General features: G+C 68.4%; 14 protein-coding genes. All 14 read left to right on the forward strand.

All coding sequences use genetic code 11. The features are described 5' to 3' along the window. Positions 1-127: 127 nt before the first annotated feature. Positions 128-1,492, forward strand: a complete 1,365-nt coding sequence (locus tag ACZY1G_RS21520; RefSeq protein ID WP_463817185.1) for a glutamine synthetase family protein — start codon at positions 128-130, stop codon at positions 1,490-1,492. Then, positions 1,479-2,246 (forward strand): gamma-glutamyl-gamma-aminobutyrate hydrolase family protein, encoded by a 768-nt coding sequence (locus ACZY1G_RS21525; protein ID WP_463823559.1) that lies wholly within the window; start codon positions 1,479-1,481, stop codon positions 2,244-2,246. The genes ACZY1G_RS21520 and ACZY1G_RS21525 overlap by 14 nt, the downstream gene beginning before the upstream one ends. Next, positions 2,243-3,625 (forward strand): aldehyde dehydrogenase family protein, encoded by a 1,383-nt coding sequence (locus ACZY1G_RS21530; protein WP_463823560.1) that lies wholly within the window; start codon positions 2,243-2,245, stop codon positions 3,623-3,625. The genes ACZY1G_RS21525 and ACZY1G_RS21530 overlap by 4 nt, the downstream gene beginning before the upstream one ends. Further along, on the forward strand, positions 3,622-4,398 hold the full coding sequence (locus ACZY1G_RS21535) for a 3-oxoacyl-ACP reductase (protein WP_463817184.1): 777 nt from the start codon (positions 3,622-3,624) through the stop codon (positions 4,396-4,398). Before ACZY1G_RS21530 ends, ACZY1G_RS21535 begins: the two co-directional genes overlap by 4 nt. 18 nt (positions 4,399-4,416) lie before the next feature. After that, entirely contained in the window at positions 4,417-5,139 is a 723-nt protein-coding gene (locus tag ACZY1G_RS21540) for a FadR/GntR family transcriptional regulator (protein ID WP_463823561.1), read from the forward strand. A 70-nt stretch (positions 5,140-5,209) separates the two neighbouring features. Next, positions 5,210-6,055, forward strand: coding sequence for a class I SAM-dependent methyltransferase (locus ACZY1G_RS21545; RefSeq protein WP_463823562.1), 846 nt, complete (start codon positions 5,210-5,212; stop codon positions 6,053-6,055). Positions 6,056-6,103: 48 nt separating this feature from the next. Further along, positions 6,104-6,424, forward strand: a complete 321-nt coding sequence (locus ACZY1G_RS21550) for an ArsR/SmtB family transcription factor (RefSeq protein ID WP_335333292.1) — start codon at positions 6,104-6,106, stop codon at positions 6,422-6,424. Then, positions 6,421-7,203: a GntR family transcriptional regulator gene (locus tag ACZY1G_RS21555; protein ID WP_463816845.1), complete on the forward strand. Its 783-nt coding sequence runs from the start codon at positions 6,421-6,423 to the stop codon at positions 7,201-7,203. Before ACZY1G_RS21550 ends, ACZY1G_RS21555 begins: the two co-directional genes overlap by 4 nt. Positions 7,204-7,251: 48 nt before the next feature. Continuing rightward, positions 7,252-8,181, forward strand: coding sequence for a phosphotransferase (locus tag ACZY1G_RS21560; protein WP_463823563.1), 930 nt, complete (start codon positions 7,252-7,254; stop codon positions 8,179-8,181). Position 8,182: 1 nt separating this feature from the next. Beyond that, positions 8,183-10,642, forward strand: a complete 2,460-nt coding sequence (locus tag ACZY1G_RS21565) for a GcvT family protein (RefSeq protein WP_463816843.1) — start codon at positions 8,183-8,185, stop codon at positions 10,640-10,642. Positions 10,643-10,755: 113 nt separating this feature from the next. Beyond that, positions 10,756-11,442, forward strand: coding sequence for an energy-coupling factor ABC transporter permease (locus ACZY1G_RS21570; RefSeq protein ID WP_463817182.1), 687 nt, complete (start codon positions 10,756-10,758; stop codon positions 11,440-11,442). After that, positions 11,439-11,801: a PDGLE domain-containing protein gene (locus tag ACZY1G_RS21575; RefSeq protein ID WP_463816842.1), complete on the forward strand. Its 363-nt coding sequence runs from the start codon at positions 11,439-11,441 to the stop codon at positions 11,799-11,801. The genes ACZY1G_RS21570 and ACZY1G_RS21575 overlap by 4 nt, the downstream gene beginning before the upstream one ends. Positions 11,802-11,817: 16 nt before the next feature. Beyond that, positions 11,818-12,597 carry a cobalt ECF transporter T component CbiQ gene (gene cbiQ / locus ACZY1G_RS21580; RefSeq protein ID WP_463816841.1) on the forward strand — a complete coding sequence of 260 codons (780 nt, stop codon included), beginning with the start codon at positions 11,818-11,820 and terminating at the stop codon, positions 12,595-12,597. An 11-nt stretch (positions 12,598-12,608) separates the two neighbouring features. Beyond that, positions 12,609-13,349, forward strand: a complete 741-nt coding sequence (locus ACZY1G_RS21585; RefSeq protein ID WP_463823658.1) for an energy-coupling factor ABC transporter ATP-binding protein — start codon at positions 12,609-12,611, stop codon at positions 13,347-13,349. Positions 13,350-13,407 lie beyond the last annotated feature (58 nt).

Below are 13,407 nucleotides of genomic sequence, written 5' to 3' on the forward strand. Positions count from 1 at the left end.
GCATGACAATAAACCGCTATTGGTCTGGTGTCCTACCTTTGGAGGCAGATTTGTGCGAGTGTGTTCGGGCGCGAAAGCGCGCGGCGGGCACACGGGCCGATGCAGGGTGACGAGGATGAGGACACCGATGGGGACACGAGGCATGTTGTCGCGATCCGAGCTGGACGGGTTGGTCGACTCCGGGGACATCGACACGGTGATCGTCGCGTTCTGCGACATGCAGGGCCGGTTGACCGGTAAGCGGATCTCGGCGCGGTTGTTCGCCGACGACGTCGCCGAGCACGGCGCCGAATGTTGCAACTACCTGCTGGCTGTCGACGTGGACAACAACACCGTCGACGGGTACGCGATCTCGAGCTGGGAGACCGGTTACGGCGACATGGTGATGACGCCGGATTTCGCCACGCTGCGCCGTATCCCGTGGCAGCCGGGCACCGCGCTGGTGATGGCCGATCTGTCATGGACGGACGGTCGACCGGTGACCCAGGCGCCGCGCAGCATCCTCAACCGCCAGATCGACCGCCTCGCCGAGCGCGGTCTGGTGCCTTATGCCGCCACCGAACTCGAATTCATCGTGTTCGACGACACCTACCGCGACGCCTGGGCCGCCGGATACAAGAACCTCACCCCGGCAACCGATTACAACATCGACTACGCGATGCTCGCGTCGACGCGCATGGAGCCCCTGCTGCGTGACATCCGGCTCGGCATGGACGGCGCGGGTATGTACTGCGAGGGCGTCAAGGGGGAGTGCAACCTGGGCCAGCAGGAGGTCGGGTTCCGGTACGACCATGCGCGCACCACCTGTGACAACCACACCATCTACCGCAACGGCGCCAAGGAGATCGCCGACCAGCACGGCAAGAGCCTGACGTTCATGGCGAAATTCGATGAGCGCGAGGGCAACAGCTGCCACATCCATATTTCGCTACGCGGTGAGGATGGCAGTGCGGTGTTCGCCGACGCCGACGCCGCGGACGGGATGACACCGTTGTTCCGCAGCTTCATCGCAGGTCAACTCGCCACCATGCGGGAATTCAGCCTGTGCTATGCGCCGAACATCAACTCCTACAAGCGTTTTGCCGAAGGGAGCTTCGCGCCGACGGCGATCGCGTGGGGTTTCGACAACCGCACCTGCGCGCTGCGCGTGGTCGGCCACGGAGCAGGCATGCGGATGGAGAACCGTGCGCCCGGCGGCGACGTCAACCAGTACCTCGCGGTCTCGGCATTGATCGCCGGCGGTCTGTACGGCATCGAGAACGAGCTCGAGCTGCCGGATGCGTTGGAGGGCAATGCCTACAAGAGCGACGCCGAGCGGCTGCCCACGACGCTGGCCGAGGCCGTGGAGTTGTTCGACAACTCGACGATCGCCCGTGAGGCGTTCGGCGACGACGTGGTCGACCACTACCTGAACTACGCGCGCGTGGAGCTCAAGGCCTTCAACGCCGCGGTGACAGATTGGGAAAGGGTGCGCGGTTTTGAACGCCTCTGATCCTGTACGGCCAGTCATCGGGCTGACGACCTATCTGCAGCAGGCCCAGACCGGGGTGTGGGATGTGCGGGCCAGCTTCTTGCCCGCGATCTACTTCGAGGGCGTCGGGCTGGCCGGCGGCATCGCGACGCTGCTCCCGCCGCAGCCGGTCGACGACGCCATCGCCGAACGCATCCTCGACGGGCTGGACGGGTTGATCGTCACCGGCGGGCGAGATGTCGACCCCGCGGCCTACGGCAGCACCCGGCATCCGGCCACCGACGAACCGACCGCGGACAGCCGCACCCGCGACGCGTTCGAGCTGGCGCTGCTGCACGCCGCCCTGCGCCGCGGCCTGCCCGTGCTGGGTATCTGCCGCGGCGCCCAGGTCCTCAACGTCGCGCTCGGCGGGTCGCTGCACCAGCACCTGCCCGACGTGCTCGGCCATCCCCGCCACCAGCAGGGCAACGCGATGTTCTCGACGTCGACGATCACCACCGTCCCCGGTACGCGGGTGGCCGCGCTGGTCGGCTCGGGCACCGACGCGCAGTGCTACCACCACCAGGCCATCGATCGACTGGGCGACGGTCTGATCGTCAGCGCGTCGGACAGCGACGGCGTGATCGAAGCTATCGAGGTGGATCCGCGCCGCCACCCCGGCCAATGGGTGATCGCGGTGCAGTGGCATCCCGAAGAGCGGCTCGACGACCTGCGTCTGTTCGCGGGCCTGGTCGGCGCCGCGGCGCAGAACGCAGCGAGGAAAGTGAGCGCATGAGCAAGACCAGTGACGTGATCAACCCGGCCACCGAGGAGGTGCTGCGCACCGTCACCCACACCGACGAGGCCGGCGTCGACGACGCGGTCGAGCGGGCCGCCGTGGCGCAGAAGGCGTGGGCCAGGCTGGCGCCGGCGGAGCGGGCGGGCGCGTTGCGTGCCTTTGCCGCCGTCGTCGACGCCCATGTCGAGGAGTTGGCGCAGCTGGAGGTCGCCAACTCCGGCCACCCCGTCGGCAACGCCCGCTGGGAGGCCGGCCACGTCCGCGACGTGCTGCAGTACTACTCGGCCAGCCCGGAGCGGTTGTCCGGCAAGCAGATCCCGGTCGCCGGCGGGCTCGACGTCACGTTCAACGAACCGCTCGGCGTGGTCGGTGTGATCACGCCGTGGAACTTCCCGATGACGATCGCGTCGTGGGGGTTCGCCCCAGCGCTGGCCGCTGGCAACGCCGTGCTGGTCAAGCCCGCCGAGTGGACGCCGCTGACCACGATGCGGCTCGGCGAACTCGCCCTCGAGGCGGGGTTGCCGGCTGACCTGTTCCAGGTGTTGCCCGGCCGCGGCTCCGTGGTGGGCGAACGCTTCGTCACCCATCCCGATGTCCGCAAGATCGTGTTCACCGGCTCGACCGAAGTCGGCATGCGGGTGATGGCCGGCGCGGCGCAGCAGGTCAAGCGCGTCACGCTGGAACTCGGAGGCAAGAGCGCCAACATCGTCTTCGACGACTGCGATCTCGAGAAAGCCGCGGCGACGGCGCCCTACGGTGTGTTCGACAACTCCGGCCAGGACTGCTGCTCCCGCAGCCGAATCCTGGTGCAGCGCAGCGTCTTCGATCGCTTCATGGAACTGTTCGAGCCGGCCGTCAAGGGTGTGGTGGTGGGGGATCCGCGCGCCGAAGGCACCGAGATGGGCCCGCTGGTGTCCAAGCCGCATTGGGAATCGGTGGCCGGCTACGTTCCCGACGACGCCCCGGTGGCCTTCCGCGGGGACGCGCCATCGGGTCCGGGATACTGGTTCCCGCCCACGGTTCTCACACCTGCGCGCGACGACCGCACGGTCACCGAGGAGATCTTCGGTCCGGTCGTGACGGTGCTGCCGTTCGAGGACGAGGCCGATGCGATCGCGCTCGCCAACGACACCCCCTACGGGCTGTCCGGGTCGATCTGGACCGACAACCTGTCGCGTGCGCTGCGGGTGTCCCGCGCCGTGGAATCGGGCAACCTGTCGGTCAACTCGCATTCGTCGGTGCGCTACAGCACCCCGTTCGGCGGCTTCAAACAATCCGGGCTGGGTCGTGAGCTCGGCCCGGACGCCCCACTGTCGTTCACCGAGACCAAGAACGTCTTCATAGCTGTTGACACACTTCAGGAGGTTGAGCACTGATGGATCTGACCCAGCGGCTGGCCGGCAAGGTCGCCGTGATCACCGGCGGCGCCAGCGGCATCGGTCTGGCGACGGCCAAGCGCATGCAGGCCGAGGGTGCCATCGTCGTCATCGGCGACCTCGACGAGGCCACCGGGCAGAGCGTCGCCAACGACATGAACGTGACCTTCGTGCAGGTCGACGTGTCCGATCAGGTCGCGGTGGACAAGCTCTTCGACACGGCCGTCGAGGTCCACGGCGGGGTGGACATCGCGTTCAACAACGCCGGCATCAGCCCGCCCGAGGACGACCTCATCGAGAACACGGGCATCGACGCCTGGCAGCGCGTGCAGGACATCAACCTCAAGTCGGTGTTCTTCTGCTGCAAAGCCGCTCTGCGACACATGGTTCCGGCGCAGAAGGGCTCGATCATCAACACGGCGTCGTTCGTCGCGGTGATGGGCTCGGCGACGTCGCAGATCTCCTACACCGCGTCGAAAGGCGGCGTGCTGGCGATGTCGCGCGAGCTCGGTGTGCAGTACGCCCGCCAGGGCATTCGGGTCAATGCGCTGTGCCCCGGCCCCGTCAACACCCCGCTGCTGCAGGAACTCTTCGCCAAGGACCCCGAGCGGGCGGCGCGCCGTCTGGTGCACGTGCCCGTCGGTCGCTTCGCCGAGCCCGAGGAACTGGCCGCTGCGGTCGCGTTCCTCGCCAGCGACGACGCCTCGTTCATCACCGCATCGTCGTTCCTCGTCGACGGCGGGATCAGCGGCCACTACGTCACCCCGCTGTGATGCCTCGGTAGCCACCCGATGACGGCCGATGCGGACGACTCCGACCCGAGCGCAGCCCTGCTGCGCCCGGTGCGGCCGCTGAACGCATTCGAGAACACGGTCGAGCGACTCCTGCAGACGATCCGGTTGGGAGTGCTGGCACCGGGCCAGTCACTGCCGCCGGAGCGGGAGCTCGCCGCCCGGCTCGGTGTCAGCCGCGACACCGTGCGGGAGGCGATCAAATCCCTCTCGGACGCCGGGTATCTGGTCTCGCGCCGCGGCCGCTACGGCGGCACCTTCCTGGCCGAGGAGCTGCCGACACCGCACACCGACGACGTCGAATTGCGCCGCGCCGACATCGACGACGCGCTACGGCTGCGCGAGATCCTCGAGGTGGGGGCGGCGCGCATGGCCGCCGAGCGCACCCTTGGCGTGAGTGAGCGGGAAGCGTTGCGCGGCAGGCTGATCGACGTGCGCGGTGCCGATCCAGCCGACTACCGACGGCTGGACTCCCGCCTGCATCTCGCGATCGCCGAGGCGGCAGGGGTGCCGTCACTGGTGCCGCTGGTGGCGCAGAACCGGATGCGGCTCAACGAACTGCTCGACTGCATCCCGCTGTTGGCGCGCAACATCGCGCACTCCGATGAGCAGCACGAGGCGATCGTCGCGGCGATCCTGGCCGGCGACGTCGACACCGCCGCCCAGACGATGGCCGCGCACGTCTGGGGTTCGGCGGCCCTGCTGCACGGCTTCCTGGACTGATTCCAGGAGCTTCGAACCGCCGTCGGCCAGGGCGGAAAGTGGGACCATCGCTGCACGGAGGTAACACGCGATGGCCGACACCACCCATGACAGGGCAGCGCAGGACCGAGAGCTCAAAGCCAGACACCGCGCGCTGTGGGCCTCCGGCGACTATCCCGCGGTCGCCGCAGAAATCATCCCGAGCCTCGGCCCGGAGCTCGTCGCGGCCTGCGGCGTCGCCGCCGGTGACCGGGTCCTCGACGTCGCGGCCGGCTCCGGCAACGCCGCGATCCCCGCCGCGGCGACAGGTGCGGTCGTCACCGCGAGCGACCTCACCCCCGAGCTCTTCGATCAGGGGCGGCGCATCGCCGACGAGCGCGGAGTGACGCTCGAGTGGGTGGAAGCCGACGCCGAGTCGCTGCCGTTCGCCGACGACAGCTTCGACATCGTGATGTCCTGTGTCGGTGCGATGTTCGCACCCCACCACCAGGCGACCGCCGACGAACTGGTCCGCGTGGCCCGCCCCGGCGGCAGGATCGGTCTGATCAGCTGGACGCCCGAAGGGTTCATCGGTCACCTGTTCGCGACGATGAAGCCGTACGCGCCGCCACCCCCGCCCGGAGCCGACCCGCCCCCGCTGTGGGGCAGCGAAGAGCACGTCCGCGCGTTGTTCGGTGACCGCGTCAGCGACATGTCGATGCGGCGGCGCAGCGTGCGCATGGACCACTGCGCCACACCACTGGAGTTCAGGGAGTACTGGAAGCGCAACTACGGGCCGACCATCGCTGCGTACCGCAACACCCGCGAGCATCCCGAGCGCGTCGAGGCCCTCGACCGTGACTTCCTGGAGTTCCTGACCGCGTGGAATCGCAGCGAGGACGAGGGCAGCACCGCCTACGACGCGGAGTACCTGCTCGTCACCGCGACGAAGCGCTGACGGCGCGGATGTGGGCCACCGGGGTGGCTCGGAGGCTAGATTGCACGTGTGGAGGATGCCGAACTGGTCGAACGCGCGTCGTCGGCGCTGGCCGAGGTAGACACCGCGGGCTGGGCGCAGCGCTTCGACCTGGTGTCCGACCCGCACCGCCTCGAGATCCTGCTGTGCCTGCATCGCTCGCCGGGAATCGTCGTCAGCGATCTTGCCGCAGCCCTCGGACGGTCGGAGAACGCGGTGTCCCAGGCGCTTCGGGTGCTCCGTCAGCAGGGGTGGGTGAGCAACGAGCGGGTCGGGAGGTCGGTGCGGTACCGACTCGACGACGAGACCGTCCACGATCTGCTGCACTGGATCGGGGCCAGACACGGGTGACACGGGTCCTGAGCATCGACGAGCCGCCGCTGGCGCCGGGGCCGGTGCTCGGTGGCAAGAGCGACGGGCCGGTGCACGCCCGCATCGCGGCCTGGCTTCAAGGGCTCATCGCGTCCGGGCGGCTGGTGCCGGGGGACAAGCTGCCGCCGGAGGTGGAGATCGCCACCGCGCTGGGATGTAGCCGGATGACGTTGCGTCAGGCGCTGGGTGCCGTGGAGAGCAAGGGTCTGATCGACCGCCGGCGCGGCCGATTCGGCGGCAACTTCGTGACGTCGCCCCGTATCGAGTTCGACCACGCGAGCCTGCCCGGTTTCACCGAGCAGATGCGCCGCATCGAGGTCGAACCCGGCGCGCAGGTGCTCGGCGTGCGCACAGGCCCTCCGCAGCCCGACGTGAGCCGGGCACTGGGACTGCGCCGAACCGATCAGGTGCACCAGATCCTGCGGGCCCGAACGGCCAACGGCGAACCGATCGTCTACGAGGAGGCGTATCTGCCTGCCGGGGTGTTTCCGGACCTGCCTGCGGACGACCTGGACGGCTCGCTGTATGCGCTGATGCGCCGGTACGGCCATGGTCCGTCGTCGGCCGACGAGCGGATCGAGGCGACGTCGGCTACTCCGGAGCAGGCCGCGATCCTCGGGGTCGAGCCGACCAGCCCGCTGCTGCTCATCGTGCGAACGTCGTTCTCCGACAACGGTGTTGCGGTCGAGTATTCGCGTGACTACCACCGCTCGGACCGCACCACCATCCGCGTCCGGTCGCGCGCCGACACCACCTGAGACGGTTTAAGTCTAGACCTTTGAAGGGCGACCCCGTACAGTGAAGCGATGTCGTCACCCTTGTCCGACGATCACCTGGACGGGCTGCTCGAGCAGCTTCCGGTGCTGGCGGGCCGGGAGCGGACAACCGAAGACCTCTCCGGCGGCCTGACCAACCGCAACGTGAAGATCACCACCGCCGACGGGATCTACGTCGCGCGCTGCGTGGACACCACGCGCAACCTGCTCGAGATCGACCGGGACTGCGAGCACGCCAACAGCGTGGCTGCGCACCGCGCCGGGGTGGGGGCGCCGGTGCTGGACTACCGGCCGGACCTCGGTGTGCTCCTCCTCGGTTATGTCGAGGGTAAGACGCTGTCCAACAACGACTTCCAACGCCCCGGAGTGATCGCGAAGGCGGCGCGGGCGGTGCGCACACTGCACGAGGGGCCCCGCTTCGTCAACCGGTTCGACATGTTCGAACGCCAGCCGGCGTATCTGGCGACCACCCAACGGCTCGGGTTCGCAATCCCCGCCGACTACCACGACCACGCCGGCGCATTCGCCGCAGCACGGAAGGTGCTCACCGCGGACACCACGCTGGTGCCGTGCAACAACGATCTGTTGGCCGGCAACTTCATCGAGGACGGCGACCGGATTCACCTGATCGACTACGAGTACTCGGGCAACAACGACCCGTGCTTCGAATTGGGCAACATCTGGAGCGAGTGCGGTCTGTCCCTCGACCAGCTCGACGAGCTCGTCACCGCGTACTACGGGTGTCCGCGACCCGAGAAGACGGCGCGGGCCCACCTGCAGGGGATCGTGGCCAAGTACGGCTGGACGCTGTGGGGGTGCATCCAAAATGGTTCCAGTTCACTCGAATTCGACTTCTGGGAGTGGGCGATGGAGCGCTATGAGGCGGCCGTCGCCGAGTTCCGTAGTCCCGGCTACCACGAGCTGCTCGACCAGGTAGCAGCCGACGACCGACGAGGATGACATGACCTCCGCGAAGTCCTTGCCCGCGCGCGCCCACGCCGTGATCATCGGTGGGGGAGTGATCGGTACCAGCGTGGCCTACCACCTGACGAAGCTGGGCATGACTGACGTCGTGCTGATCGAACAGGGTCAGCTCTCCAGTGGAACCACCTGGCACGCAGCAGGTTTGGTGGGTCAGCTGCGCGCCTCGGAGGGGATGACGCGGCTCGTGCAGTACTCGACGGCGCTCTACGGCGAGCTCGAGGCCGAGACGGGTCTGTCGGCGGGCTACAAGCAATGCGGTGGCGTCACGGTCGCGCGCACCGAGGACCGGATGGAGCAGCTGCGCCGTACCGCCGCCAACGCCGCGGCCTTCGACCTCGACTGCCGGCTCCTCACTCCCGCAGAAGCCGCGGAGTACTACCCGGTCATGCGTACCGACGATCTGGTCGGTGCGATCTGGCTGCCCGCCGACGGGAAGGCCAACCCGACCGACCTGACGTTCGCGCTAGCCAAGGGGGCGCGGATGCGCGGCGCCCGGATCGTCGAGAAGACCCGGGTGATCGGTGTGACGACCGCAGACGGCGCGGTGACGGGGGTGCGCACCGACGCCGGCGACGTCGAGGCCGAGATCGTCATCAACTGCGCCGGCCAGTGGGCCAAACAGGTCGCCGCGATGGTGGGCGCCAACGTGCCGCTGCATTCGGCCGAGCATTTCTATGTCGTGTCAGAACCGATCGCCGGGGTGCATCCGGACCTGCCGATCCTGCGCGACCCAGACGGCTACACCTATTTCAAGGAAGAGGTCGGTGGACTGGTCATCGGTGGGTTCGAGCCCGAGGCCAAACCGTGGGTGTCCCCCGATGCGATCCCGTATCCGTTCGAATTCCAGCTGCTGGACGAGGATTGGGAGCACTTCGAGATCCTGATGAACAGCGCGCTGCTGCGCATCCCGGCGCTCGAGACCACCGGCATCAAGAAGTTCTACAACGGGCCGGAGAGCTTCACCCCGGACAATCAGTTCATCCTCGGCGAAGCGCCGCAGTGCCGAAACTTCTTCGTCGGCGCCGGCTTCAACTCCGTCGGCATCGCGACGGCGGGCGGCGCCGGGCGTGCACTCGCGGAATGGATCGTCGAGGGCGCCCCGACCACCGATCTCACCGGCGTGGACATCCGCCGGTTCGCCCCGTTCAACGGCAACAACCGATGGTTGCACGACAGGGTCGCCGAGGTGCTGGGCATTCACTACGAAATCCCTTGGCCCAATAGGGAAATGACGACAGCCCGGCCCTTCCGGCGGTCCCCGGTGCATCATCTGCTCGACGCGGCGGGCGCTAACTTCGGCAGCAAGATGGGGTGGGAGCGCGCCAACTTCTTCGCCCCGGAGGGGCAGGCCCCGGAGATCGAGTACACCTGGGGCAAGCCGAACTGGCTCGCCTGGTCGGCGGCCGAACAGCGCAGCACCCGAAGCGCGGTGACGGTGTTCGACCAGACGTCGTTCTCCAAGTACCTCGTCGTCGGCCGAGACGCAGAAGCCGCCCTGCAGTGGCTGTGTACCGCCGATGTGGGAGTGCCGGTCGGCAGGTCGGTCTACACCGGCATGCTCAACGCGCGCGGCACCTACGAGGCCGACGTCACGGTCACCCGCACCGGCGCCGAGGAATTCCTCGTCGTCAGCGGCGCCGCGAGCACCGAGCGGGACAAAGACCACGTGCGCAGGAATCTGCCGGACGCGCGGATGGACGCTCACATCGTCGACGTCACCTCGGCCTACGCGGTGTTCGGCGTCATGGGTCCGCGCTCACGCGAGCTGTTGGCACAGCTCACCGACGCCGACCTGTCCGACGCCGCCTTCGGATTCGGGACGAGCCGCCTGCTGTCGCTGGGGTATGCGACCGTGCGCGCGACCCGCATCACCTACGTCGGCGAGCTCGGCTGGGAGCTGTACGTGCCTGCCGAATTCGCCGTCGGTGTCTATGAGGACCTGATGCGCGCCGACCCCGGGGTCGCGCGCGGTGGCTACTACGCCCTCGAGTCACTCCGCCTGGAGAAGGGGTACCGGGCCTTCGGCCGGGAGCTCTCGCCCAGCGAGAACCCCGTGGAGGCCGGCCTGCTGTTCGCCTGCAAGCTCGGCACCGACATCAACTTCCTGGGCCGTGCGGCAGTGGAGAACGCGCGCCGACGGGGGCCGGCGCGCAAACTCGCCGGATTCCGCGTCGACTCGGCCGAACCGATGCTGTGGGGTGGTGAGCTGATCCTGCGCAACGGTGTGGTCGCCGGGCAGGCCACCTCGGCGGCGTGGGGTGAGACGACCGGCGCCTGCGTGGGGCTGGCGTACCTGCGCGCCGGGGGCGGCTCCGTGATCGACGCCGACTGGGTGCGCTCCGGGGACTACGAGATCAGCGTCGGGGCCCGCCGGTATCCGATCTCGGTGTCGTTGCGACCGCTCTACGACCCCGCCGGCGAACGGATCCGAGGCTGAAACACCTACCCGGACGGGTAGGTCGACGAGCCCGAAAGCCTGCTCATCTGATCAGCTAGACAGATGATCAGATGGGTCATACGCTCGCCGATGTGACTGTCCACTACGAGGCGATGCACATGAGCGACGGCATCGTCAACGCCCCGGTCTCCGTACTGTTCGGGGTCCTCGCCCTGGTGGCCCTCGGCATCTGCGCGTGGCGGGCCCGGGAGGAGCTCGACGAGCGCACCGTGCCGCTGGCCGGCCTGGTCGCCGCGTTCATCTTCGCCGTCCAGATGGTCAACTTCCCGATCCTGCCCGGCGTGAGCGGACACCTGCTCGGTGGCGCGCTGGCGGCCATCCTGGTGGGACCGTTCACCGGCGCGCTGTGTGTGGCGATCGTGCTCGTCGTGCAGAGTCTGCTGTTCGCCGACGGTGGCGTCACGGCATTGGGCACGAACATCACCAACATGGCGCTGATCGGGGTTGCCGCGGGCTACGGCACCGCCGTGCTGACCTACCGCCTCGTGCGGCGGATGCGCGGCGAGGTGTCGGTGCCGGTCGTGGGTGGAGTCGCGTTCGTCTCGGCGGTCGTGGGCACCGTGTGCGCCGCGATGGGCTTCGTGCTGGAGTACGCACTGGGCGGCGCGGGATCGTCCTCACTGACCACGGTGGCGAGCTACATGTTCGGCACCCACGTCCTGATCGGCATCGGGGAGGGCATCATCACCGCCCTGACGGTGGTCGCCGTGGTGCGCGCCCGGCCGGACCTGGTCTACCTCCTGCGCTCCACCCGCACACCTGCCGCGGTGGCGGCATGAGCGGCGCGCGCCGCTGGCGCTTCTGGGCCGCCTTCGCTGTGGCGACACTGCTGATCGCCGGCGGGCTCTCCTACCTGGCGAGCTCGAGCCCCGACGGGCTCGACTCGGTCACCATGCAGGGCTGCCAACTCGTCCAGACCCCCGATGGTGAACAGCTGCAGGGTGACTGCATCGCCCAGCACGCCGGCGAGCACGGGCTCGCGCACTCCCCGCTGGCGGACTATTCCATCGGCGGACGCGACGGGACGGGCGGGCTGGCCGGCGTGGCCGGTGTGGCCGTGACGGTGCTCGTCGCCTCCGGCGCCTTCTGGATGATCGCGCGCTCGCGCCGGGTCTCCGCGCCCGCCTCCGAAGACTGACAGCGAGACTGACACCATGGGGGCCGGCCACGCGCATCCGCTGTATCGCGACGGTGACTCGCCGCTGCATCGGCTTCCCGCCGAAGTGAAGATCGTCGCGCTGATGGCGTTCGTGCTCGCGGTCGTCGCCACCCCGCGAGAGATGTTCTGGCCCTTCGGTATCTACGCGCTGATCGTGCTCGTGGTCTGGTCGGTCGCCAGGATCCCGCTGCGGTGGGTGTTGCCGCGGATGCTCATCGAGGCGCCGTTCGTCGTGCTGGCAGTGTTGCTTCCGTTCGCCGAGGGCGGTGAGCAGGTCACCATTGGCGGACTGTCTCTGTCGGTGCCGGGTCTGTACGCGGCGTGGGGCATCGTGATCAAAGGCACGCTGGGGGTGGCCGCCTCGTTGACCGTGGCCGCCACCACGACGGCGCGCGAGTTGCCGGTCGCGTTGAGCCGGCTGCGGGTGCCCGCGGTGATCGTCTCGATGCTGACGCTGATGATTCGCTACATCGACGTGCTCGCCGCCGAGATCCGGCGGATGCGGCTGGCCCGGGTGTCGCGGGGGGACTCGCCGCGCATGCTGCACCAGATCGGCGCGACCGCTGCCGGCGTCGGAGCGTTGTTCCTGCGGTCCTATGAGCGTGGTGAGCGGGTGTATCTGGCCATGCTGTCGCGTGGCTTCGACGGGCGGGTACCGCCGCTGGCTCTCGGCGCAGGCTGTCCCGCCGCCGCGTCGTCTCGGCAGTGGGTGCTCGCGCTGCTGCCCGCCTCGGTCGCGGTGCTGGTCGCCATGTCAGCGTGGGTGATCCGGTGAGCTCGAATTCGATGAGCACCGCTGCGGTCCACGTCGAGGACCTGCACTACACCTATCCCGATGGACACGCCGCGCTGGCCGGTGTCGACCTCGATGTCGCGCCGGGGGAGAGGATCGCCCTCCTCGGACCCAACGGGGCGGGCAAGACCACGCTGATGCTGCACCTCAACGGGGTGCTCAGCGCATCGCGGGGCCGCGTCGATATCGGTGGAACACCGGTGGTGCGCAGCACGTTGCGCGAGATCAGACGTCGCGTGGGGTTGGTGTTCCAGGACCCCGACGACCAGCTGTTCATGCCGACGCTTGCCCAGGACGTCGCGTTCGGTCCGGCGAACTTCGGCCTGCGCGGCGCCGAGCTCGAGGCACGGGTGGCCAGCGCACTGGAGGCCGTCTCGATGTCCGAACTGGCCGCCCGCAGCCCGGCCCACATGTCCGGTGGGCAGCGCCGACGGGCCGCATTGGCGACCGTATTGGCTTGCGAGCCAGAAGTTTTGGTCCTCGACGAGCCCTCTGCGAATCTCGACCCGGTGGCTCGACGTGAGTTGGCCGAGACACTGGCCGGGCTCGAGGCCACGATGATGATCGTCACCCACGATCTGCCCTATGCCGCGCAGTTGTGCACCCGCGCGGTGATCATGGACCACGGCTCGGTGGTGGCCGACGGACCGATCGGCGAGGTGCTCTCCGACACTGCACTGCTCGCGGCGCATCGACTCGAACTGCCCTGGGGCTTCGCCGTTCACACTCCGTGAGCCGTTCACACTCCGTGAACCGTTCAGACTCTTTGAACCTGTTCTCGATCAACAGTTT

This window comes from Mycobacterium sp. IDUB_5 (genome assembly GCF_055419565.1).

What these genes read in the sequence shown, in the direction of transcription:
- ACZY1G_RS21560 (WP_463823563.1), top strand. Translation starts at nt 7,252, where the DNA reads ATGTCGTCACCCTTGTCCGACGATCACCTGGACGGGCTGCTCGAGCAG.
- ACZY1G_RS21570 (WP_463817182.1), top strand. Translation starts at nt 10,756, where the DNA reads ATGCACATGAGCGACGGCATCGTCAACGCCCCGGTCTCCGTACTGTTC.
- ACZY1G_RS21540 (WP_463823561.1), top strand. Translation starts at nt 4,417, where the DNA reads ATGACGGCCGATGCGGACGACTCCGACCCGAGCGCAGCCCTGCTGCGC.
- ACZY1G_RS21530 (WP_463823560.1), top strand. Translation starts at nt 2,243, where the DNA reads ATGAGCAAGACCAGTGACGTGATCAACCCGGCCACCGAGGAGGTGCTG.
- ACZY1G_RS21585 (WP_463823658.1), top strand. Translation starts at nt 12,609, where the DNA reads ATGAGCACCGCTGCGGTCCACGTCGAGGACCTGCACTACACCTATCCC.
- ACZY1G_RS21520 (WP_463817185.1), top strand. Translation starts at nt 128, where the DNA reads ATGGGGACACGAGGCATGTTGTCGCGATCCGAGCTGGACGGGTTGGTC.
- ACZY1G_RS21565 (WP_463816843.1), top strand. Translation starts at nt 8,183, where the DNA reads ATGACCTCCGCGAAGTCCTTGCCCGCGCGCGCCCACGCCGTGATCATC.
- cbiQ (WP_463816841.1), top strand. Translation starts at nt 11,818, where the DNA reads ATGGGGGCCGGCCACGCGCATCCGCTGTATCGCGACGGTGACTCGCCG.
- ACZY1G_RS21545 (WP_463823562.1), top strand. Translation starts at nt 5,210, where the DNA reads ATGGCCGACACCACCCATGACAGGGCAGCGCAGGACCGAGAGCTCAAA.
- ACZY1G_RS21575 (WP_463816842.1), top strand. Translation starts at nt 11,439, where the DNA reads ATGAGCGGCGCGCGCCGCTGGCGCTTCTGGGCCGCCTTCGCTGTGGCG.